20 protein-coding genes are annotated in these 18338 nt (G+C 63.9%); 8 read left to right on the top strand and 12 right to left on the bottom strand.

The genetic code is table 11. The features are described from left to right. Window positions 1–18: 18 nt before the first annotated feature. The gene (locus tag CT676_RS10510; protein ID WP_080586591.1) at window positions 19–711 is read right to left on the bottom strand and encodes a FecR family protein; all 693 of its coding nucleotides are present in this window, start codon (window positions 709–711) and stop codon (window positions 19–21) included. Between the two features lie 113 nt (window positions 712–824). Between CT676_RS10510 and CT676_RS10505 the strand changes: the two genes are divergently transcribed. Both CT676_RS10505 and CT676_RS10500 read left to right on the top strand, forming a co-directional pair. After that, window positions 825–1007 (top strand): hypothetical protein, encoded by a 183-nt coding sequence (locus CT676_RS10505; RefSeq protein ID WP_135214593.1) that lies wholly within the window; start codon window positions 825–827, stop codon window positions 1005–1007. Between the two features lie 75 nt (window positions 1008–1082). Continuing rightward, entirely contained in the window at window positions 1083–4505 is a 3423-nt protein-coding gene (locus CT676_RS10500; RefSeq protein WP_135214592.1) for a VCBS domain-containing protein, read from the top strand. A 22-nt stretch (window positions 4506–4527) separates the two neighbouring features. Here CT676_RS10500 and CT676_RS10495 read toward each other — a convergent pair whose 3' ends face one another. From CT676_RS10495 to fliL, 5 genes are all read right to left on the bottom strand, one after another. Then, complete coding sequence (locus CT676_RS10495) at window positions 4528–4725, bottom strand: hypothetical protein (protein ID WP_028170574.1); 198 nt, start codon at window positions 4723–4725, stop codon at window positions 4528–4530. Window positions 4726–5383: 658 nt separating this feature from the next. Beyond that, window positions 5384–6145 (bottom strand): hypothetical protein, encoded by a 762-nt coding sequence (locus CT676_RS10485; protein ID WP_014494009.1) that lies wholly within the window; start codon window positions 6143–6145, stop codon window positions 5384–5386. A gap of 9 nt (window positions 6146–6154) precedes the next feature. Further along, on the bottom strand, window positions 6155–6601 hold the full coding sequence (locus CT676_RS10480; RefSeq protein WP_063982280.1) for a DUF6468 domain-containing protein: 447 nt from the start codon (window positions 6599–6601) through the stop codon (window positions 6155–6157). Beyond that, window positions 6598–7800 (bottom strand): flagellar motor switch protein FliM, encoded by a 1203-nt coding sequence (gene fliM / locus CT676_RS10475; protein ID WP_135214591.1) that lies wholly within the window; start codon window positions 7798–7800, stop codon window positions 6598–6600. The genes CT676_RS10480 and fliM overlap by 4 nt, the downstream gene beginning before the upstream one ends. Window positions 7801–7819: 19 nt before the next feature. Continuing rightward, window positions 7820–8320, bottom strand: coding sequence for a flagellar basal body-associated protein FliL (gene fliL / locus CT676_RS10470; RefSeq protein ID WP_135214590.1), 501 nt, complete (start codon window positions 8318–8320; stop codon window positions 7820–7822). 381 nt (window positions 8321–8701) lie between these two features. Here fliL and flgF point away from each other — a divergent pair, with 381 nt between their 5' ends. The 4 genes from flgF to flgH are packed head-to-tail and all read left to right on the top strand — an operon-like array spanning window position 8702 to window position 12204. Next, on the top strand, window positions 8702–9463 hold the full coding sequence (gene flgF, locus CT676_RS10465) for a flagellar basal-body rod protein FlgF (RefSeq protein WP_135214589.1): 762 nt from the start codon (window positions 8702–8704) through the stop codon (window positions 9461–9463). Between the two features lie 16 nt (window positions 9464–9479). Then, a complete protein-coding gene (flgG, locus tag CT676_RS10460) occupies window positions 9480–10268 on the top strand; it encodes a flagellar basal-body rod protein FlgG (protein ID WP_014494004.1) in 789 nt (262 codons plus the stop codon). A gap of 10 nt (window positions 10269–10278) precedes the next feature. Next, window positions 10279–11436: a flagellar basal body P-ring formation chaperone FlgA gene (gene flgA, locus CT676_RS10455; protein ID WP_167768014.1), complete on the top strand. Its 1158-nt coding sequence runs from the start codon at window positions 10279–10281 to the stop codon at window positions 11434–11436. Between the two features lie 3 nt (window positions 11437–11439). Beyond that, window positions 11440–12204: a flagellar basal body L-ring protein FlgH gene (gene flgH, locus CT676_RS10450; RefSeq protein ID WP_028148510.1), complete on the top strand. Its 765-nt coding sequence runs from the start codon at window positions 11440–11442 to the stop codon at window positions 12202–12204. Window positions 12205–12351: 147 nt separating this feature from the next. Here flgH and CT676_RS10445 read toward each other — a convergent pair whose 3' ends face one another. After that, entirely contained in the window at window positions 12352–13131 is a 780-nt protein-coding gene (locus tag CT676_RS10445; RefSeq protein ID WP_135214587.1) for a fumarylacetoacetate hydrolase family protein, read from the bottom strand. 96 nt (window positions 13132–13227) lie between these two features. After that, window positions 13228–14256: an aldehyde reductase gene (locus CT676_RS10440; protein WP_038943400.1), complete on the bottom strand. Its 1029-nt coding sequence runs from the start codon at window positions 14254–14256 to the stop codon at window positions 13228–13230. Window positions 14257–14350: 94 nt separating this feature from the next. Here CT676_RS10440 and CT676_RS10435 point away from each other — a divergent pair, with 94 nt between their 5' ends. Then, complete coding sequence (locus CT676_RS10435) at window positions 14351–14749, top strand: helix-turn-helix domain-containing protein (RefSeq protein WP_175627373.1); 399 nt, start codon at window positions 14351–14353, stop codon at window positions 14747–14749. A 272-nt stretch (window positions 14750–15021) separates the two neighbouring features. Here CT676_RS10435 and CT676_RS10430 read toward each other — a convergent pair whose 3' ends face one another. The 3 genes from CT676_RS10430 to CT676_RS10420 form a co-directional block, all read right to left on the bottom strand. Next, window positions 15022–15822 (bottom strand): phytanoyl-CoA dioxygenase, encoded by an 801-nt coding sequence (locus tag CT676_RS10430; protein WP_135214586.1) that lies wholly within the window; start codon window positions 15820–15822, stop codon window positions 15022–15024. 261 nt (window positions 15823–16083) lie between these two features. Continuing rightward, entirely contained in the window at window positions 16084–16449 is a 366-nt protein-coding gene (gene dksA / locus CT676_RS10425) for an RNA polymerase-binding protein DksA (protein ID WP_008554760.1), read from the bottom strand. A 213-nt stretch (window positions 16450–16662) separates the two neighbouring features. Continuing rightward, window positions 16663–17274, bottom strand: coding sequence for an NAD(P)-dependent oxidoreductase (locus CT676_RS10420; protein WP_135214585.1), 612 nt, complete (start codon window positions 17272–17274; stop codon window positions 16663–16665). Between the two features lie 164 nt (window positions 17275–17438). Between CT676_RS10420 and CT676_RS10415 the strand changes: the two genes are divergently transcribed. After that, window positions 17439–17810 (top strand): helix-turn-helix domain-containing protein, encoded by a 372-nt coding sequence (locus CT676_RS10415; RefSeq protein WP_135214584.1) that lies wholly within the window; start codon window positions 17439–17441, stop codon window positions 17808–17810. Here the strand turns inward: CT676_RS10415 and CT676_RS10410 are convergent. Beyond that, window positions 17807–18220, bottom strand: coding sequence for a flagellar assembly protein FliX (locus CT676_RS10410; protein WP_135214583.1), 414 nt, complete (start codon window positions 18218–18220; stop codon window positions 17807–17809). The two genes, CT676_RS10415 and CT676_RS10410, sit on opposite strands and share 4 nt — an antisense overlap. Window positions 18221–18338: the final 118 nt, after the last annotated feature.

Genomic DNA, 18338 nt, shown 5'->3' with positions numbered 1-18338 from the left:
CGGGCTCGGACCAATTCTCTAGCAGCCGCGACAGATGTTCAGATTGAGCCTTTGCTCGGCCCTTTGCTCGGGTTGGCGTGGCCCCGCTGCGCCGGGCTTCTTCGTATATTTGTTCTTGCCCTCTTCGATCAGAGTGGAAAACCTGGTGGTTCCGTCGTCCGAGATTTCGACGTGAGGTGTAGTGCCTCGAATGCCCATCGTCGCGACCGGCGTTTCGATCTTCATGTCACCGGTCTTCGCAACCTGGCCGGCAACAAAAACGAACGTACCCTTGGTCAGGTTGAAGGCTGTCGAATTGGACTTTCCACCCGGCTCGTAGACGTATTCGTCCAATGTCATGCGGGCGTTGCTCGACAAGTTGAACGAAGTTCCATCGACGAAATTGATGCCGACCCGACTGTCGGCACCGGTTCGAACCACATCGCCCAAATAGACGGGATCACCGACTTTCGTCTGGATGGATTCGGCCCCGACGTTTGCCTGGACAATGGCGGCGCCCGCATGCTCGATGATGACCGAGCCATCGGCTGTCACAACTTTCCCGATTGGCTTTGACGACGAGTCCAGCACGGCACGCCGCGGGGAATCGTCCTGCGCCTGAACCGGGCGGGGTGACGAAGCGGCCAGCGCAAGGACGAGACCTGCCACGAGAACAATCGCTGCACGAGTGCCCATGGCTTCCTCCTTTTCGAAGATATGATCCTCGAGCATCCGAACGGCTCCGACAGCGCCGACGAAAGCCATCGGGGATAATGGCAGACCAGCCGCAGCAAACCACGACAGCCAAAATGGTTATTCCGGGGTAATCCGAATGGCTGATCACCGTGTCCAAAAGAGTCACTATCCGCGCCGGGCAATTTCAAACAGCTTTTGGCGCTGAAAGCGGTACCGTCGGGCGAAACGACAGCAATTCTGCCGTGATCCACCTGGGCGGAATTCTCAGAAACGACAAGTTTTTAGCGGGCATAGCTGAGGTTGCCGGCACAAAATTGTTCCCGATCGCGTGACGCGGCAAGCCGGCCAAGACGCGGCGGCATAGGGCGACGCCTGAGGCCGACCGCTAGGGCAATCGAGGTTGAAAAATGGCCGTCACGTCCACTGCAGAGCACGGGGGCGAGCGCGAAGCCGCTGCGGGCCTGCATCGCCGCGTGAAGACGGCGAAGAGCAATCCTCCTGATGTACCCGCTATTCAATCTCATGAGCGAGCCTCTGCCGGCCGTTTCGGGATGCTGTCGCTCACGGCATTGCTCTTCTCGATGATCAAAGAGGTCAGGGCCGCAGACCCGAACGCAACGTTCCTGGACGACGATACGATTACATACAAGGACTTTGCACACGGCACGTTCGAGCTCACGACCAAGGAATCAATCCCGCGGCACATCATCGTCGAGGACCCCGGACAAACGGTCGTGCTGAGCAAGGTCGGCTCCGGGCTTACCGTGAATCAGCTCGACAACAGCGCGACCCGCATGGAGGAGTTGCGGGTGGCCCAGCAGGAGGCGCTCGAAAATTTCTCGAAGGGATTTGGCAAGAACGGGTCCGGCACGCCTCCGTTCGTCGAATCTCTGCCGCTGGAGCCGATCAATTTCATAGCGCCCGCGGCGCCAAGCGCACTGCTGCCGTTGCAGCCGATCATCGTCACGGTGCCCGACATCATCACGCCCGTGACACCCGTGCGGACGCCGCCGATCTTGAATGTGCAGGCGGGCCCGCTTGAACTCGACACGGTCGCGTTCGACGTCTTCGCCGCAACGAGGGGAACCTTCAGCGCCAGCAGCTCCAGCGCCGCGCTGACTTTCGGCATCAGCGGAGGCGCTACGGGCGCTACCGCGCTGGAGGGAGCGATCTACGACGTATCGAAGACCAGCTCGTATGGCACGCTTTATCTGAACAGCTCGATTGGCGCCTATGCCTTCGTTCCCAACAGTGGCGCGATCAACGCGCTGAAGACGCCGACCACCGATAGCTTTGTGATCACCGTGTCCGACGGATCGCTTTCGGCTCAACAGGCCTTCACGATCAACATCAACGGAGCCGACGACGCGGCGATCATCTCCGGCACGACGACCGGCTTGTCAATCGAATCCGGCGGCGTCGCCAATGCCCCATCCGGCCCACCTGTCACAACCGGCCCACCTGTCACAACCGGCAAGCTTTCGGATATCGACGTCGACGACCCCGCCAACACTTTCTCGGCCGTCAATTCCCCGACGAAGAGTGCGCACGGTTACGGCACTTTCACCATGACCGCCGACGGCGTCTGGAGCTACACGCTCGATCAATCCAACAGCGCAGTGCAGGCTCTGAACGTCGGCCAGACGCTGACCGACACCTTCACGGTGACCAGCATCGGCGGGACCCCGCAGTTGATTACCATCACGATCAACGGCTCCAACGACGCTGCCATCATTTCCGGGACGACGACCGGCACCGTGACGGAAGCCGCGTGTTGGAAGCCCGGGACTCCGATCGCGACCGGCAAGCTTGCAGATACGGATGTCGACAATACTCCCGACAGCTTCACGCCGGTGACCTCGCCAAGGGCGAGCGACCATGGTTACGGCTGCTTCCGGATGACGGCTGACGGCGTCTGGACCTACACGCTCGATAACACCAATTGCGTCGTCCAGGCGCTGAACGTCTACGACACCCTGACCGACACCTTCACCGTGACCACCATCGACGGCACCGCGCAGGTGGTGACGATCACCATCCACGGCACGAACGATCCGGCCATCATCCATGGCTGCATCACTGGCTCGGTGACCGAGCCCGATTGCAGGGAACACGGCAAGCCGACGGCGAGCGGCAGACTGACTGACACCGACGTCGACAACGCGCCGAACACGTTCACGCCGGTCACTTGTGCGACACGGAGCGCAGGCGGCTACGGCACTTTCACGATGACCGCCGCCGGTGTGTGGACCTACACGCTCGACACCACCAACTGTGCCGTGCAGGCGCTTCCTTCCTGCGAGACTTTGACCGACACCTTCACGGTCACGACCATCGATGGGACGGAACAGACCATAGCCATCACAATCCACGGCGCCGACGATCGCGACCATTTCGGCCACGCGGCAGCTCTCAATGCCGCCGATCCGCCCCACGCCACCGCGCCCCCCGAAGACAATGCGGCTGCGAGAGCCTTTGCCGCCGGTCCGACGGTGGCTGCGAGCACCCATGACGCGAACACGGATGGCATCGGCGCCTCCGGCGAAAGTCCGGATCATGGCAAGATCGGCACAAACGGCGGTCGCGACACCTCTCACGACGGGCACGAACAGACCCTTCTTGCCGGCGGCTCCAGAGACGATCATTTCGTCTTTGCCTCGACGTCGAATTCCAGTGCAGCGCGCCCTGATATCATCTCTGGTTTCAAGGCAGACTCTGAGCGGGGCGACCTGATAGCGCTCGGCGCGCTCACCCTCTCCGTTCTGGCACTCGACGCCTCCAGCACGACGGTGCCCGCACATACGATCGCCTGGCTCTACGACAGCTCGGCGAACCAGACCATCGTTTACGTCAATCCGACGGATCAAAGCCTGAGCATCGGCGATTCCAGTCTGGTGGAAATCCATCTCGATGGCTTCTCCACCGTCCAGACGTCGGATTTCATGCTCGCGCTGGAAACGTCGGGTCATGCGATGGCAGCCGCGCCGGCCAATCTGGAACCGGGCGCGGGCAACGACGCGACCGGTAGCCCGACGACGGCGACCAGCCCCTCATCAGGCGAAACCGTCCATGAGCGAGCCGCCCTGATCGACGGAGAAGGGCCCGGGCAAGCTGCGAAGGCGAGCGGGTGCACATTCGATGCCGATTGCGAACGGGTTGTGCGGGTCGGGCACACCCAGTTCGTTCAGCCCGACGATACGAACACGCGATCGGACGCGCCCACCAGCGGGAACGTGGCCTCCGCGGTGAGCCACGTGCAGCCCGTCAACCAGCTTCATCCCACGGCAGTCGCGGAGAATAGGTTCGTATTCGACAAGTTGACACCGTTCGACAACGGCAAGGAGATCGCGCCCGTTCCAGAGAGCGTGGCCGCCAAGGACAGCGGCCCGGTCATACCGTCCACGGTCGACCCAAGCGTCGAGTCCGGCCCAGACTCCATCGAGACGTCACACCACGAAAATCACGTGCGCGAGCATCATCATGGGGAGCCGATAGCCGAGAACGGCCTTCCTAGAGTTGCTTCGGTTCACCTCGGGGACTCATTTCATTTCAAGCAGCACGGCTCTGACGGTTCGGGTGACATTGCGCCCCCGCCCTGGCACGCGGCGGTCGAACCCTACGCCATCAAGGATGGCGCTTTGCATGGCCACCATTCAGAGCTCAGCGCGGGATGGGAAGATCCTTGGGACCCGTCCGGTCATCACGAACATGCTGGCATCGTCCACGGATTCAGGGCGGCGTCGATGCCTGAACCGTCCCCGCCGCATATTGATCCGGCTCACGGTGCAGGCTCAGCTCACGCCCACGTGCCGCACGATCTGATCGTGTGATGTCCGCAGGGCAACTGGATCTTTAGTGTTGTTTTCCCGTGCCATCCGATGCGGCGGAGCTGTCCCGCTCGGGACAAGCATCGTCAGTGTCGCCATCCTCTTCTTGCGGCGGCAATGCATGCTGATGGTCAAGCGCGGATGTCCAGGCCAACGTCATCGCCGCGATGAGCAGCCGATTGACGGCTTCGATTGCGCGTTCTGCTACGGACGAGTAATTCATGGCTTCCGCCCGCGCGGCTGATTGCCGATGGCGGGAGCCTAGGACGAACTCTCCAGCACCACTGTACTCCAGTTCACAGTTGCACGCGTCAACTCATCGCAGCCTCAGAAGATGCCGCTTGCTTCAGCTGCATCTGCAACGCGAGCCGACGAGCTTCGTGCGGCAAGGACGGCAAGCTCGCGGCCCCCACTCCCCGGCGCGTTTGATCTGCGTACTTAGTTGCCAAGTAGGCTCGCACAACCTCAGAGGTGTTGCGGTCCATCAACGACTCTGAATCAAATGTGATCATTGCGATGTGAATGCGATTGGTCAACTTTTTTGGGGGAGCAATCAATGAGCGGAGAAGCCAACTGCATTGTATGTAGCCAGGCAAGAGCGGTCGTAGCCGTCTTTCCAATCGCGCGGGGCTATGCACTAAAGGTGTACGAGTGCTCTTGCTGCCACAGCACCCTTCATCTCGTGACTCGCACGACGAAGGCTGCGCTGATCAGGCAGCACTGCGAGACCCTCCTTCCCGTCGAGAAGCCGCTGAGCGCGACGGGTCCCAGGGTTCAACAGCGGTTCGCGAACTAGATACGCAAGGCGTCTAGCCGCGTACAGGCCGAACGACCGCGCGATTGCGCGCAGGCTGCAGCAGGGCGCCGCGCCTCCGGAGCCATCAATTCGGCTTTTGCGTCGGCTTGCCGTCGATCTTGGGGAGATCGCCGGCCGCGGCCGATTGATCGCCGCCGCCATTGGCCCGGCGGGCCATCTCGACCGTCAGCCGCTCGGCGGCCTCCGGCGACATCACGCCCATGATGTCCGACATCTTTCGCGGCGCGATCTGCGAGGCGATCTCGATCAGCACGCCCATCTCGAGCCGGTCGAACACCCGCGCGGCATCCTTGGGCTTCATGCCCTCATACATGGTCACGAGGCCCTTCATGCGCTGGGCTTCGGCGGCCTTCTGCTCGGCCTGGGTCGCGGAGATGCGGGATTCCACCGCCTTCATCTCCTCGACCTTGTTTTCGATGCGCTTCTCGGCCGACTTCAGCAGGCTCTCGCGGATGTCGATCTCGCGCTGGCGGGACTCGATCTCCTGGCGGCGTGCCTGCAAGCGCTCAAGGATCGCGCGCTCAGAGGCCGAGACCTGCGGCTGGGCCTCGTCCATCTTGACCACGGTGCCCTCGGGCTTGGTCTCGGGCGCGGCGGGCTTGGGCGCCTCCTTAGGCGCGCCGTGGGTAGATCCCGTAATATCGGGGTCTTCACGCCCGGTCGGAAAGTTCAGATTCTCCTGCGCCCAGGATTTCTTGATCTGGCTCGGCTGGTAGTCGAAGACATAGCCGCCATTGATCACGAGGCCCACGACCTTGAGCGTGGCGAGCCCTGCGACGGCGACCAGGACGACCGGAATGACGCGGATGTTACGAAAGGATTTCATACCCTGACTTTATGCCGCAAGGCCGTTGGATCGTCGTCGTTCGGAGAAGGCTTCGGCCGCAGCCGCCACCGCCTTCGCCGATGAGGGCTTGGCCGCGGGCACCGCGGCCGCTTCCGGGCTCGCCGCAGGGCGCGCGGCGATCGCGATCTTGGACAGGCGCCGCACCACATTGTCGGCTTCGCCGAGCTGCTTATAGAGCTGGTCCGACATCTGCGTCGCCGCCGCCAGCTGGCTGCCGAGGTTCTCGTTGACGTCGCGCACGGCGAGCTTCAGCCCGCCGATCGCGCGCTCGGCGATCTCGGTGGCGGTGATCAGCTCACCGATGACCGCCTTCAGCGAATGCTCGTCCGCCTTCAGCCGCGTCAGCCGCTTGTTGAGCATGACACAGTAAACGATGGTCAGCATCAGCAGGATAGCCACCAGCGTCTCGATCGCCATTCCCAGGGAGTGGTTCATGGGGCCTCCATCATCTTGTTCTGCTCGTCCACCTTCTCGAACATCGCAAGTGTCGTACTTGGCTTGCGCAGGGGTTTCGTCACCCGTATCGCGACGCGGTCGCCGACCCGGCCCATCCGCCCCTCGGTCAGGGTGACGTCGCCGCAACGCACGGTCACGTTGGCATCCGCGCGCATGTCGAGCGGCAGGGTGTCGCCGACCTTGAGCCGCATCAGCTGCTTGAGCGGGATTTCGGCCTCGTAGAGCACGGCGTCGACCGCGATCTCGGCCTGGTTGATCTCGGTGGCGAAATGGCCCTCCCAGATCGTGTCGCGGCCGAATTTTTCGCCCATGAACATCTGGAGCAGGACGCCCCGGATCGGCTCGATGGTCGCGTAAGGCAGCAGCAGCTCGATGTTGCCGCCGCGATCTTCCATGTCGATGCGCAGGCGCACCAGGATCGCGGCGTTGGCAGGACGGCTGATCGCGGCGAAACGCGGATTGGTCTCGAGCCGGTCGATCGTGAAGGTCACCGGCGACAGCGGCCGGAACGCCTGCTCGGCGTCGGCCAGCACCACCTCGACCAGCCGCTTGACCAGCTCGGTCTCGATCGTGGTGTAGGGCCGGCCCTCGATGCGGAGCTGGCTGGCGCCGCGGCGGCCGCCGAGCAGCACGTCGATCATCGAATAGATCAGGCTGGAATCGACCACCGCCATGCCGAAGTTTTCCCACTCCTCGGCCTTGAACACCGAGAGAACGGCCGGCAGCGGGATCGAGTTCATGTAGTCGCCGAAGCGCACCGAGGTGATGCGGTCGAGCGAGACTTCGACGTTGTCGGAGGTGAAATTGCGCAAGGAGGTCGTCAGCAACCGAACCAGGCGGTCGAAGACGATTTCGAGCATCGGCAGACGCTCGTAGGAGACCATCGCCGAATCGATGATCGCGCGAATGCCGGAATGGTCGTCGAGCGTGACGTCGCCGACCGCGAAGCCGAGAAGATTGTCGATCTCCTCCTGCGACAGCACCCGCTCGCCGGAATTCTTGCCTGCGCCGAGATCGCGGCTGCCGTCCTCGACCATGGCCGCCCATTGCAGGGCCATGGTCTCGGATAGTTCGTTTTCGGCAGCAGCCTTCGCGGCCTCCGCGGGATCCTCGGAATCAAGCGAGGCCTCCCATTGGGCGGCAATTGCATCCTGGTCTGGTTGGTCGGTGCTCGCCATGATCCCTAGCCCGTCATGCTCACTGGATCACGACTTCCTTGAACAGCACCGCGCTGACCTGGATCGGGGAAACCGCCGCATTGACGCGCTTGGTCAGCTCTTCCTTGAGGCGGAAGACGCCGGCGGACCCGTTGAGGTCGGAGGAGCGCAGCTCGCGCACATAGGTGTGGAAGATGTCGGTGATGCGCGGCATCGTCGGCTTGATCGCCTCGATCTGCTTCTCTTCCTTCAGCTCCAGCACGACCTTGAGCTTCAGATATTGCACGCGCTCACCAGGCGCGCCGGCGAGGTTGACCATGATGTCGGGCACGTCGACGAAGGCCGGCGGCTTCGGCGGCGGCGCCGCCTCGGCGTGATGCTCGTCGTCGCCATGACGGAAGAAGAAGAACCAGGTCGCGGCACCGCCACCGAGGACGGCGAGCAGGCCGACGGCCATGATGATGAGCTTGAGCTTGTTCTTCGGCGGGGCGGCTTCCGCGCCTTCGGCGGCTCCGCCGCCTTCCGCTTCATTGTCTGCCATGGTCGATAGGCTCGCTCATCTCATAAAGGGTCGAAAGAGCGAAGCCTCCTGGCAGACAGTGACGCGATACAAATGCCCCAGCGCAGTGCGCTCCTCTTACACGCAAACGCTACGGTAATAATGGTTAACGGAATCTTTCGATTGGGCCTCCACTAGGAAAAATCTGCCGGGCAAACATGGCTAACAGAACCTTTCTGCCGCCTCCCCGCGCCCCTCAAAAATCGACAAGACATTGAAATTACGCCATTTTTCGAGTTGGCACGGCTTTCGCTGAGAGAGGACCGAGGCCGGAGGGTTTGGGAGAACCTGGCGGTCTCGTTCACGGGTCGGCCAAGGCGCTTGGGAGAGCGAGGTGGCAGGCTCACTCAGGGGAGATTTCCGATGCAGAACGCGCTTCTGATCGGCTTGTCACGGCAGATGACGTTGGAACGGCAGATGGATGTCATCGCCAACAACGTCGCCAATGCCAACACCAACGGCTTCAAGGCCGACCATTCGCTGTTCGAGGAGTTTCTCAACTCGAACGCGCGTGAGGACAATTTCATCGCGTCCGACCGCCGGGTCTCCTATGTGCAGGACCGCGGCACCTTCCGCGACGTCGGCCAGGGGCCGATGGAGCCGACCAACAACCCGCTCGACATGGCGATCGACGGCAACGCGTTCTTCGCGGTGCAGGCCAATGGCGGCGAACGCTACACCCGCGACGGCAAATTCTCGCTCAACAGCACCGGCCAGCTCGTCACCTCCGACGGCAACCTCGTGCTCGGCACCGGCGGCCCGATCACCTTCCAGCCGACCGACCACGACATCAACGTCGCACCCGACGGCACCGTCACGGTGCTCGAGGGCACCGCCAAGACCGACTCGATCCGCGGCAAGATCCGCATGGCTGCGTTCGACGACGCGGCGAAGCTGACCAAGCTCGGCGCCAACCTCTACGACGTCGGCTCCGCGACCCCGCAGGCCATCACCAGGTCGACCGTGCGCCAGGGCTACATCGAGAAGTCCAACGTGAACTCGGTCGGCGAGATGAGCCGCATGGTCGAAGTCATGCGCAGCTACACCGCCATCGCCAACCTGCTCCAGCAGCAGAGCGACCTCCACAAATCGGCGATCGAGAAGCTCGCCGACGTTCCGGCCTGATTAGGGGATCACTGACATGCAAGCGCTCCACACCGCTGCGACCGGAATGGCGGCCCAGGAACTCAACGTCCAGGTCATCTCCAACAACATCGCCAACCTGCGCACCACCGGTTTCAAGAAGCAGACGGCGGCGTTCCAGGACCTGATCTACGAGCACGTCCGCCGCGTCGGCGCGCAAGCCTCGGACCAGGGCACCATCGTGCCGGTCGGCGTCGACATCGGCGGCGGCGTCAAGACCGTCGGCACCCCGCGCAGCATGACGCAGGGCACGCTGTCGCAGACCGGCAACGACCTCGACCTCGCGATCTCGGGCGAGGGCTTCTTCAAGATCCTGATGCCCGACGGCACCTTCCAGTACACCCGCGACGGCACCTTCCAGATGGACAACCAGGGCCGCGTCGTCACCGCGCAGGGCAACCCGGTGCAGCCGACCATCACCATCCCGAACAACGCCTCCGGCCTCGCCGTCAACGAGCAGGGCCAGGTCTCGGTGACGCTGCCGGGTTCGTCGACGTCGGCCGTTCAGGGCCAGATCGGCGTGACCCGCTTCATCAACAAGGCGGGCCTCCAGCCTGTCGGCAACAATCAGTTCGTCGAGACGCCCTCTTCCGGCCCGCCGCAGGACGGCACCGCGAACTCCGAAGGCTACGGCAAGGTCACGCAGGGCAGCCTGGAGCAGGCCAATGTCGACGTCGTCTCGGAGATGAGCGACCTGATCGCCGCGCAGCGCGCCTACGAGATGAACGCCAAGGTCATCAGCGCGGCCGACCAGATGATGCAATCGACCACGGCGTTGTTCCGCTGAGGTGATGACGATGATCCGCACCACCCTCGCCGCGATCTCCGCTTTCCTGCTGCTGGCGCTGCCGGCGCAGGCCGCCGACGATTTCATCGCAGCGCCGACGCTGCGCGCGAGCGTCACCGTGACCTCGGACGTGGTGCGGGTCGGCGATCTCATCGACAATGCCGGCTCAACCGCGCTGATCCCGGTCTACCGCTCGCCCGATCTCGGCACCACCGGCGCGCTGCCGGTCGCGCATGTCTTGTCGGTATTGCGCGCAAAACAGGTGATCGGCGTAATGACCGGCGACATCAAGGAAGTCCAGGTCACCCGCCTCGCCCGCACGCTCGCCAACAAGGACCTCGAAACCGCGGTGGCCTCGGCGCTCGAGCGCCGCTTCGGCCTTGGGGAAGCCGCCAACATCGCCGTCACGTTCGACCGCGGCGTCGCCGACATGCGGCTCGACGCCTCCAACACCGGTGCGCTCCAGCCGGTCGCAACCCGCTATGACGCCCGCAACGGCCGTTTCGACATCGCCTTCGAGATCAACAACGACAACAATTCGACGCCGACCAAGCTGCGCTTCACCGGCACCGCTATCGAGACGGTGGAAGTGGCCGTGCTGACGCGCGACATCGACCGCGCCGATCTCCTCAAGTCCTCCGACATCGCGCTGGAGCGCCGGCCCAAGGCCGAGGTCACCGGCGAGCCCGCCTCGCGCGATCGCACGCTCGGCATGCAGCTGCGCCGGCCGATGCGGGCGGGCATGCCGATCCGCGTCGCCGACATCGTCAAGCCCGACTTCGTGTCGCGCGACCAGAGCGTCACCGTCATCTACCAGGTCCCCGGGATCTACCTCACCACGCGCGGCAAGGCGCTCGAAAGCGGCGCCGAGGGCGACACCGTCAGCGTGCTCAATCTCCAGACCAAGCGCACGCTGGCAGGCATTGTCACCGGTCGCGGCCAGGTGACGATCCAGGGCGCGAGCCAGTCCGCGCCGATGGCGCCTGCGGTCGAGCAGACCTCCTCGCTCAAGCGCGACGAAGCGCCCACCCCCGCGGCCGCTGCTGCAGCGCTCGCCCAGAGCCTGGTCCAGGCCCCCGCGTCTCCGGCCCAAGCCGCTCAAGCTCAGATCGCTCAGGCCCAGATCCCGCAAGTTCGCGTCCCGCAAGCTCCAGCCAAGTCAGAGTAAGTCATGTCCAGGTTCAGTTCGGCTTCCCGTCTTCGTCGCGTCGCGATCTCCGGTCTGCTGCTGGCAGTTTGCGCGATGGCGAGCGGCTGCTCCTCGATCGACCGCCTGTCGCAGATCGGCGAGCAACCGAAATTGTCGGCGATCGACAATCCGACGACGCAGCCCGGCTACAAGCCGGTGCAGATGCCGATGCCGAAGCCGGAAGTCGCCTCCTACAATCCGAACTCATTGTGGCGCAACGGCAGCCGGGCCTTCTTCAAGGATCAGCGCGCGACCCATGTCGGCGACCTCCTCACCGTGACCGTGAACATCACCGACAAGGCCAACATCGCCAACGAGACCCAACGCAGCCGCACCGCCAAGGAGGATTCGGGGATTACCGATTTTATCGGCAGCCAGACGATCACGCAGCCGCTCAAGATCCTGCCCGGCCGCCTTCTCACCACCGACTCGACATCCTCCGCCGACGGCAAGGGCTCGGTCAATCGCACGGAGGCCTTGCAGACCAACGTCGCCGCGGTCGTGACCCAGGTGCTGCCGAACGGCAACCTCGTGGTCGAAGGCAAGCAGGAGATCCGCGTCAACTACGAGATCCGCGAACTCATCGTCGCCGGCATCGTCCGCCCCGAAGACATCCAGAGCGACAACACCATCGATTCCAGCAAGATCGCACAGGCCCGCATCGCCTATGGCGGCCGCGGCCAGATCACGGACGTGCAGCAGCCGCGCTACGGTCAGCAGGTCATGGACGTGCTGCTGCCCTTCTAAGCCTCTCCCGAGCTCCCACATCGTGTTCGCGAACCTAGGCGCGAACGACGATGTACTACGCGGCCTCCGGTAGCTCCCCTGCCGGAGGCCGCATGTATTTTGTAAAGGCGATTGGGACGACTGACGGCGGGGATTGCCGTAGGAGCCTCACGTAAACTCCGCCTCCACCACGCCCAGCCCGTCCAGCTCCATCCGCACCTTGTCGCCGGCCTTCAGCCACAGCGTCTTCACCAGGCTCCCCGTCAGCACGAGTTGCCCCGCGTACAGACCCTTGCCTTCGGCGGCGAGGTGGTTGGCGAGCCAGGCGAGTGCATTGTGGGGATGGCCGAGCACGTCGGCGCCGGTGCCGTGGCTGACCTCTTCGCCATTGACGATGGCGCGGCCCTTGACCACCTTCAGATCCGGCACCGACGAGCGCGGCACCGCCTCACCCAGCACGCAGCCGGCGGCGAAGAAATCGTCGGCGATCAACGTCGGCGCGCCCATCGATTCCCACTTCACATAGCGGTCGTCGACGATCTCGATCGCGGGATGATAGAACTCAACGGCCTCGCCGACCCATTCGGCCGTGAACGGCGCCTCGCCGGCGGCGAGGTCGCGCTTCAATCGCACCGCGATCTCGCACTCGACGCCGACACGGACATAGTCGGCAGCCGCGAGCTTGGCCCCGCTCTCGTGCACGCCCTTCTGGAACACGCTGCCGCCGCAGGGATGCGGGATGCCGATATAGTCCTGCATCACCTGACTGGTGCAGCCGATCTTGTAGCCGACGAGCGGCCCGACATGCGGCAGCAGCAGATCATGCAGCGCGCGCTGGACCTGATAGCCCTCGGCTTCGTCGGCCGGCGGATGGTCCAGGGCCGCGAGCGGCGCGCGGTTACGGCGCGCGAGCGCAATCGCCTTTGCGGCTTTGAGAATCTTGTCCATTGGCGCCTGCTCCCACGCTACGCAATTGAGGTCGGCACTTCAGCATCCCCGCCGCGGCGTGACAAGCGCGGGCCAAGGGCGGCCCACGGGGCGCCCTCAGCCCTTGACGAGACCGAGCCGGATCAGGCTCTCGGCCGTCGCGAGGATCGCCTCAGTGTTGGAACGGGCCTGCCAGCCGAGCAGCGACCTCGCCTTGGCGCTGGTGGCATGCCGAACCCTCCCAAGCATCGGCACGACCGCGCGCAGCAGCGGAATCCGGTTCGCGGCCAGCCGCACCAGCCAGTCCGGGGCCTGGAGCCGCGGAACCCGGCGCGCCCTGGGCCCGAGTTCCCGCCGCAGCACCCTGGCGATATCGAGGATCGACATCGTCTCACCGGAGACCGCGATGAAGCGCTCGCCTTTCGCTTCGGGCGCCGTCATGGCGCGCAGGTGCAAATCGGCCACGTCGCGCACGTCGACCACGCCGAAATAGACCCGCGGCACCGCCGGCATGGCGCCGTCGAGCAGCGATTTGACGATCTCGATCGAGCCGGAGAAGTCCGGCCCCAGCACGGGGCCAAAAATGCCGGCGGGATTGACGACGGACAATTCGAGCCCACCGCCCTCGCGCGCGACGAAATCCCAGGCCGCCCGCTCGGCCAGCGTCTTGGATTTGATGTAGGGCTGCACGTCGGCGCCGTCGAGATTGGTCCAGTCGGTCTCGTCGAACGGACTGTCGCGCGCCGGATGGCCATAGCCGATCGCGCCCAGCGACGAGGTGACGACGACCCGCCTTACGCCGGCCTCGCGTGCGGCACGCAGCACCCGCAGCGTGCCGTCCCGGGCCGGGATGATCATCTCGTTCTCGTCCTTGGGAACACTGGTCGACAATGGCGAGGCGACATGGAGCACGTAATCACAGCCGGCGACGGCGTCGTGCCAGCCGTCGTCCGCGGTGAGATCGGCGGTGAAAAAGGACAGGCTTTCCGGCGACGCGGCTCCGCCCTCGCGCAACATGGCGAGCACGTCGGCCTGCCGGTCCGGGCGGCGCACCGTGGTCCGCACCTGATGGCCGGCGGCCAGAAGCTGCAAGACGACATGGATGCCGACGAAGCCGGACCCGCCGGTGACCAGAACAATGCTCATTGCCGAATTCCCCTCATTGCGCAGGCTGGGCGAATTGGTTCCGCCACCCTGCTCAAGGCCGCATCTGGTCACTATCTCCCGGGGAACAAGTAGAATGGATTTCGAGACCGGTATGGAAAACCTGACCAGCGTTTGCGACGGCGACTGCGATTGCAGCCCCGACCCTGCCCTGCTCGCCGACTTCAAGCGGGCCATCCATGCGCTTGGCGGCAAGTGGAAGCTGGAGATCCTGTTCGCGCTGATGAACGGCGCCGTCCGTTTCGGCGCGTTGCGGCGATCGATCGGCGGCATCACCCAGCACATGCTGACCACGCAGCTGCGCGAACTCGAGCAGGACGGCCTGGTGTCGCGAACCGTCTTCGCGGAGAAACCCTTGAGGGTCGAGTACGAGTTGACGGATGCGGCCTACGGCCTGTTGCCGGCGTTTAAGGAAATATTGAGCTGGTCAAGGCTTTATGGCGATGCGCGCCTTGTGGCGTCGCAGCAAGCCTGATTGCAGCCAAGCCTGATTGCAGCCAAGTCTGATTGCAGCGATGTGTGAAGCTGCCGGATCGTTGCCTCAGCATTCGAGTCGATCTCGTTGACGCGACTCGCAAAACCTCCCGCACCTGAAGTGAATGCTGTTTCTCATCCGAACTTACGTGAGCTCGGAGGAAGTGACTCTAGCCCATTGATCGCGATTCATTTTTCGCGATCGCGACGATGAGCGCCATGTCGTGGTGCCTGAACCGGCACCACGACATGACCAAACCGAAGCTGCGCGCCTCAGGCGTAGCCGAGCGCCATCCGGATTGCGGTCTCGACCGGAGAGTAGACGCCATCGGGCCGCTCCAGCCTGTAAGGCTCTGCGAGAGGAAGCGACGGCTGGCCCATGAAACGCGGCCGCGTCCCCTGGTGCCTCTGCGCGGCATGAACCAGGAAGGGATGGCAGAGATAGACAGTGCCGGCGGCACCGGTCGCGAGCGCAATGGGACAATCGGCTCCCATCTCGTCCAGCACCATGCGTGCCATGCCCGCCTCGCCTGCCGGCGCCAGATAGCGCGCCATCGGAACATGCGAGCCGACCCGGATGCGCGTCGGTGCATCGTCCTCGCCGACGTCGGAGAACAGGAACAGAAGCAACAGCGACCGTCCGCGCGAAGTAATGTTGACGCGCCAGGCCGAGAAAGCGCGCGTCTCGTTCGGGTCGCAATCCGCACCGGGAAAGCTGAGATCGACATGCCAGCCGGCGTCGCCTGGATCGTCTGGATGTGGAAAGCGCACCGGAAAGGTGCCGATGTCGCGGCGCGGGCGCCACCGTGCAGGTTCGACGATCTGGTCGAATGCGCCATGGAGGACGGCCGTATTAATTGCGTCGCGGAACGGAGGATCGCCATAGCCCGGCAGCCGGATCACCGGCCGCGTCCAGGTCGACGGGTCGTCCTCGCTGCATGGTAGGTCGCGCCACATGATGGCACGCGCCGCCTCCGCCAGGTCGCGGGGAAAGGCATTGTCGATCCGGATAAAACCTTCGCGAATGAATTGATCTATTTGCGCGTCGTCGAGCGCGCGGGGATTGGCAGTCATGATGTCTCTCAATTGCTCGCCAGCCCTCGTCGTCCGCTCGTTGCGGAACCGGCCGGCTCAATCGGTTGGGAATCCGCGGGTGGAACTCGCGGGACGCGATGCCTCCGCGACGGAGGCGCCTGCGCTCAGCCCAGGAAGAAAACCGAAGCGATATTGAAAGTGCAAATCATCATAGCGGCGCGAATCTACGCGCCAAACCAGCGGCGCTCAAGCGGCACCGTGAGCCCAAAAACAAAGAGCCGCATCGCTGCGGCTCGGACTCTATTCGTCGCGGTAGACCTTCTCGCGTTTCTCGTGGCGCTCCTGCGCTTCCACCGAGAGCGTTGCGATGGGCCGGGCTTCGAGCCGCTTCAAAGAGATCGGCTCGCCGGTGTCCTCGCAATAGCCGTAGGTGTTGTCCTCGATACGCTGGAGCGCGGCGTCGATCTTGGCGATCAACTTGCGCTGGCGGTCGCGGGCGCGGAGTTCGATGGCGCGGTCAGTTTCGGACGATGCCCGATCGGCGAGATCGGGGTGGTTCACGTTCTCCTCCTGCAGAGCCTGCAGGGTGAGCTTGGACTCTTTGAGGATCTCATCCTTCCAGGCGAGGAGCTTCAAACGGAAGTACTCCTTCTGCCGGTCGTTCATGAAAGGCTCTTTTTCGGTCGGTCGGTAGTTTTTCAACTTTTCCAAGGGCGGCCTATCTGTCTAAGCAACGACTCGCAACGGAACGGGGTCCGTTAAGCCGGGCTTATATAGCGGCCTCCTGTGACAGACAATATTTCCCTGATCGTTCGGTTAGCGCCCCCAAGCCCTTGCACAGGAAGGTTTATCCTGGAGAACCCGGGGGCGGCCGAAGGTTTAGTAACCGACCGTGAAACGCTGCCTCGGATGGGCCGGCCGCTCGATCTCGTCGACGAGCGCAATGGCGTAGTCGGCGAAGCTGATCCAGCTTTTCCCGTTCGCATCTGCGAGAAGCTGATCGGTCCCGAGCCGGAACTTGCCGGTTCGCTCGCCCTCGATGAAGAGGGCCGACGGCGAGATGAAGGTCCAGTTCAGGTCCTTTTCCTGTCGCAGCAGCTCAAGGAAAGCCCCGCCCGCCTCCGCTTCGGCCTTGTATTGGGCGGGAAAACCGGGGGTTGTAACCAGTTTGACGCCGGGAGCGACTTCCAGGCTACCGGCACCGCCGACAACAAGGTAGCGACCAACGCCGGACGCCTTCGCCGCGCCGATCAGCTTGAGCGGGTCGCTGGCCAGGAAGTGCACGGAACTCACGGCGACGTCATGCCCCGCCCACAGCTTGGCAAGGCCAGCCTGGTCGAGCACGTCGCCCTTGGTGGACGTGACGTTCGGCAAGGCCGCGATCTTCTCGGGGTTCCGGGCGATGGCGGTGACGGCATGGCCGCGGCGCGACAGTTCCTTGGTGATCTCCGACCCGGCCCGGCCCGAGGCACCGGCGACTGCGATTTTCATGGAAGGCTCCTTTGCTTCTTTTGGTAACTATCAGTTACTAGATATCGCAAAGGATGCTGGTGTTAAGAGAGCACTTTGTGCTTACCTGATTACGCAAGAGTAACCGGGACCCGTCACCGGCGCGCGAGCCGGCAAGGGGCCAAACGGATCGTGAGGAGTTGACGATGAAGCCAGACGTCTATGCAGCGAACTGCCCCACGCGCCAGATCCTCGACCGCGTCGGCGACAAATGGGCGGTGCTGATCCTGCTGCTGCTGCGCGAGGAGCCGATGCGCTTCAATCAGTTGCGCCGAACGATTGAAGGCATTTCGCAGAAGATGTTGAGCCAGGTTCTCAAGTCGCTCGAGCGCGACGGCCTGATCAAGCGTCACGCCATCGCAACTGTACCGGTGACGGTGGAGTATTCGATCACGCAGCTCGGGGTGACGCTCGCGGCCGCCGTCGATCCCCTGCGCGATTGGGCCGAGCAGAATCTGAAGGACGTGCTCGCCGCCCAGCGCCGCTACGACACGCTGCAGAAGGACGAAGCGGCCTAAGCCTGCCCGGCCTTGGCCAGCTCGACCTCGACGCGCAGCTCGATCTCGGACAGCAGGGAATCCAAACCAGGATCGCCCGAGGATGATTTCAGGTTCGCCGCGGCATCGCGCAGCCGCATCACGGTCGAGGCGTCGAGATTGCCGGACAGTAGTCCCATCTTGAGATCGTCGAGCACGTCGAGCGCGGTCCTGCCGCGGGCGACCGAGCGCTTGCGGCGCTCGACCGGATCTTCCTCGATGCCCTGCAGTGCGAGCAGCCCGTCGATGTTCGCGGCGGCCTTCGGTGCGGCAGCGCCCCGCGTCTCCTGCGCCGACGAGGTGTCGGGCAGCACGAAGGTTCCGGAGCTCGTCCGCCTGGCCTGGCTGGCCGGCGCACCAAGCGTGGTGCCGTTCGGTCCGTAGATGCGCATCGCAGGAATCCGGGTGATCGATGCCGTCACCTTCACCGTCTTATGGTTAACGGCGCGTAAACGGCCCGGCAAAATCTGCCGACAGGCGGCAGTTTCGCTCCTCAGGGAGAACGCTCCC

The sequence above is a fragment of the Bradyrhizobium sp. MOS001 genome (genome assembly GCF_004634465.1).
In the GTDB taxonomy this organism is placed as follows: domain Bacteria; phylum Pseudomonadota; class Alphaproteobacteria; order Rhizobiales; family Xanthobacteraceae; genus Bradyrhizobium; species Bradyrhizobium barranii.
This window is presented reverse-complemented; position numbering and strand designations above follow the sequence as displayed.

Bases quoted from the DNA above. Each gene is read 5' to 3' on its own strand.
- CT676_RS10500 (WP_135214592.1), top strand. From the start codon at position 1,083: ATGGCCGTCACGTCCACTGCAGAGCACGGGGGCGAGCGCGAAGCCGCT.
- CT676_RS10430 (WP_135214586.1), bottom strand. From the start codon at position 15,822: ATGACTGCCAATCCCCGCGCGCTCGACGACGCGCAAATAGATCAATTC.
- dksA (WP_008554760.1), bottom strand. From the start codon at position 16,449: ATGAACGACCGGCAGAAGGAGTACTTCCGTTTGAAGCTCCTCGCCTGG.
- CT676_RS10495 (WP_028170574.1), bottom strand. From the start codon at position 4,725: ATGAATTACTCGTCCGTAGCAGAACGCGCAATCGAAGCCGTCAATCGG.
- CT676_RS10485 (WP_014494009.1), bottom strand. From the start codon at position 6,145: ATGAAATCCTTTCGTAACATCCGCGTCATTCCGGTCGTCCTGGTCGCC.
- CT676_RS10410 (WP_135214583.1), bottom strand. From the start codon at position 18,220: ATGCGCATCTACGGACCGAACGGCACCACGCTTGGTGCGCCGGCCAGC.
- CT676_RS10435 (WP_175627373.1), top strand. From the start codon at position 14,351: ATGGATTTCGAGACCGGTATGGAAAACCTGACCAGCGTTTGCGACGGC.
- CT676_RS10415 (WP_135214584.1), top strand. From the start codon at position 17,439: ATGAAGCCAGACGTCTATGCAGCGAACTGCCCCACGCGCCAGATCCTC.
- fliM (WP_135214591.1), bottom strand. From the start codon at position 7,800: ATGGCGAGCACCGACCAACCAGACCAGGATGCAATTGCCGCCCAATGG.
- flgA (WP_167768014.1), top strand. From the start codon at position 10,279: ATGATCCGCACCACCCTCGCCGCGATCTCCGCTTTCCTGCTGCTGGCG.
- flgF (WP_135214589.1), top strand. From the start codon at position 8,702: ATGCAGAACGCGCTTCTGATCGGCTTGTCACGGCAGATGACGTTGGAA.
- CT676_RS10445 (WP_135214587.1), bottom strand. From the start codon at position 13,131: ATGGACAAGATTCTCAAAGCCGCAAAGGCGATTGCGCTCGCGCGCCGT.
- CT676_RS10420 (WP_135214585.1), bottom strand. From the start codon at position 17,274: ATGAAAATCGCAGTCGCCGGTGCCTCGGGCCGGGCCGGGTCGGAGATC.
- flgH (WP_028148510.1), top strand. From the start codon at position 11,440: ATGTCCAGGTTCAGTTCGGCTTCCCGTCTTCGTCGCGTCGCGATCTCC.
- flgG (WP_014494004.1), top strand. From the start codon at position 9,480: ATGCAAGCGCTCCACACCGCTGCGACCGGAATGGCGGCCCAGGAACTC.
- CT676_RS10510 (WP_080586591.1), bottom strand. From the start codon at position 711: ATGCTCGAGGATCATATCTTCGAAAAGGAGGAAGCCATGGGCACTCGT.
- fliL (WP_135214590.1), bottom strand. From the start codon at position 8,320: ATGGCAGACAATGAAGCGGAAGGCGGCGGAGCCGCCGAAGGCGCGGAA.
- CT676_RS10440 (WP_038943400.1), bottom strand. From the start codon at position 14,256: ATGAGCATTGTTCTGGTCACCGGCGGGTCCGGCTTCGTCGGCATCCAT.
- CT676_RS10480 (WP_063982280.1), bottom strand. From the start codon at position 6,601: ATGAACCACTCCCTGGGAATGGCGATCGAGACGCTGGTGGCTATCCTG.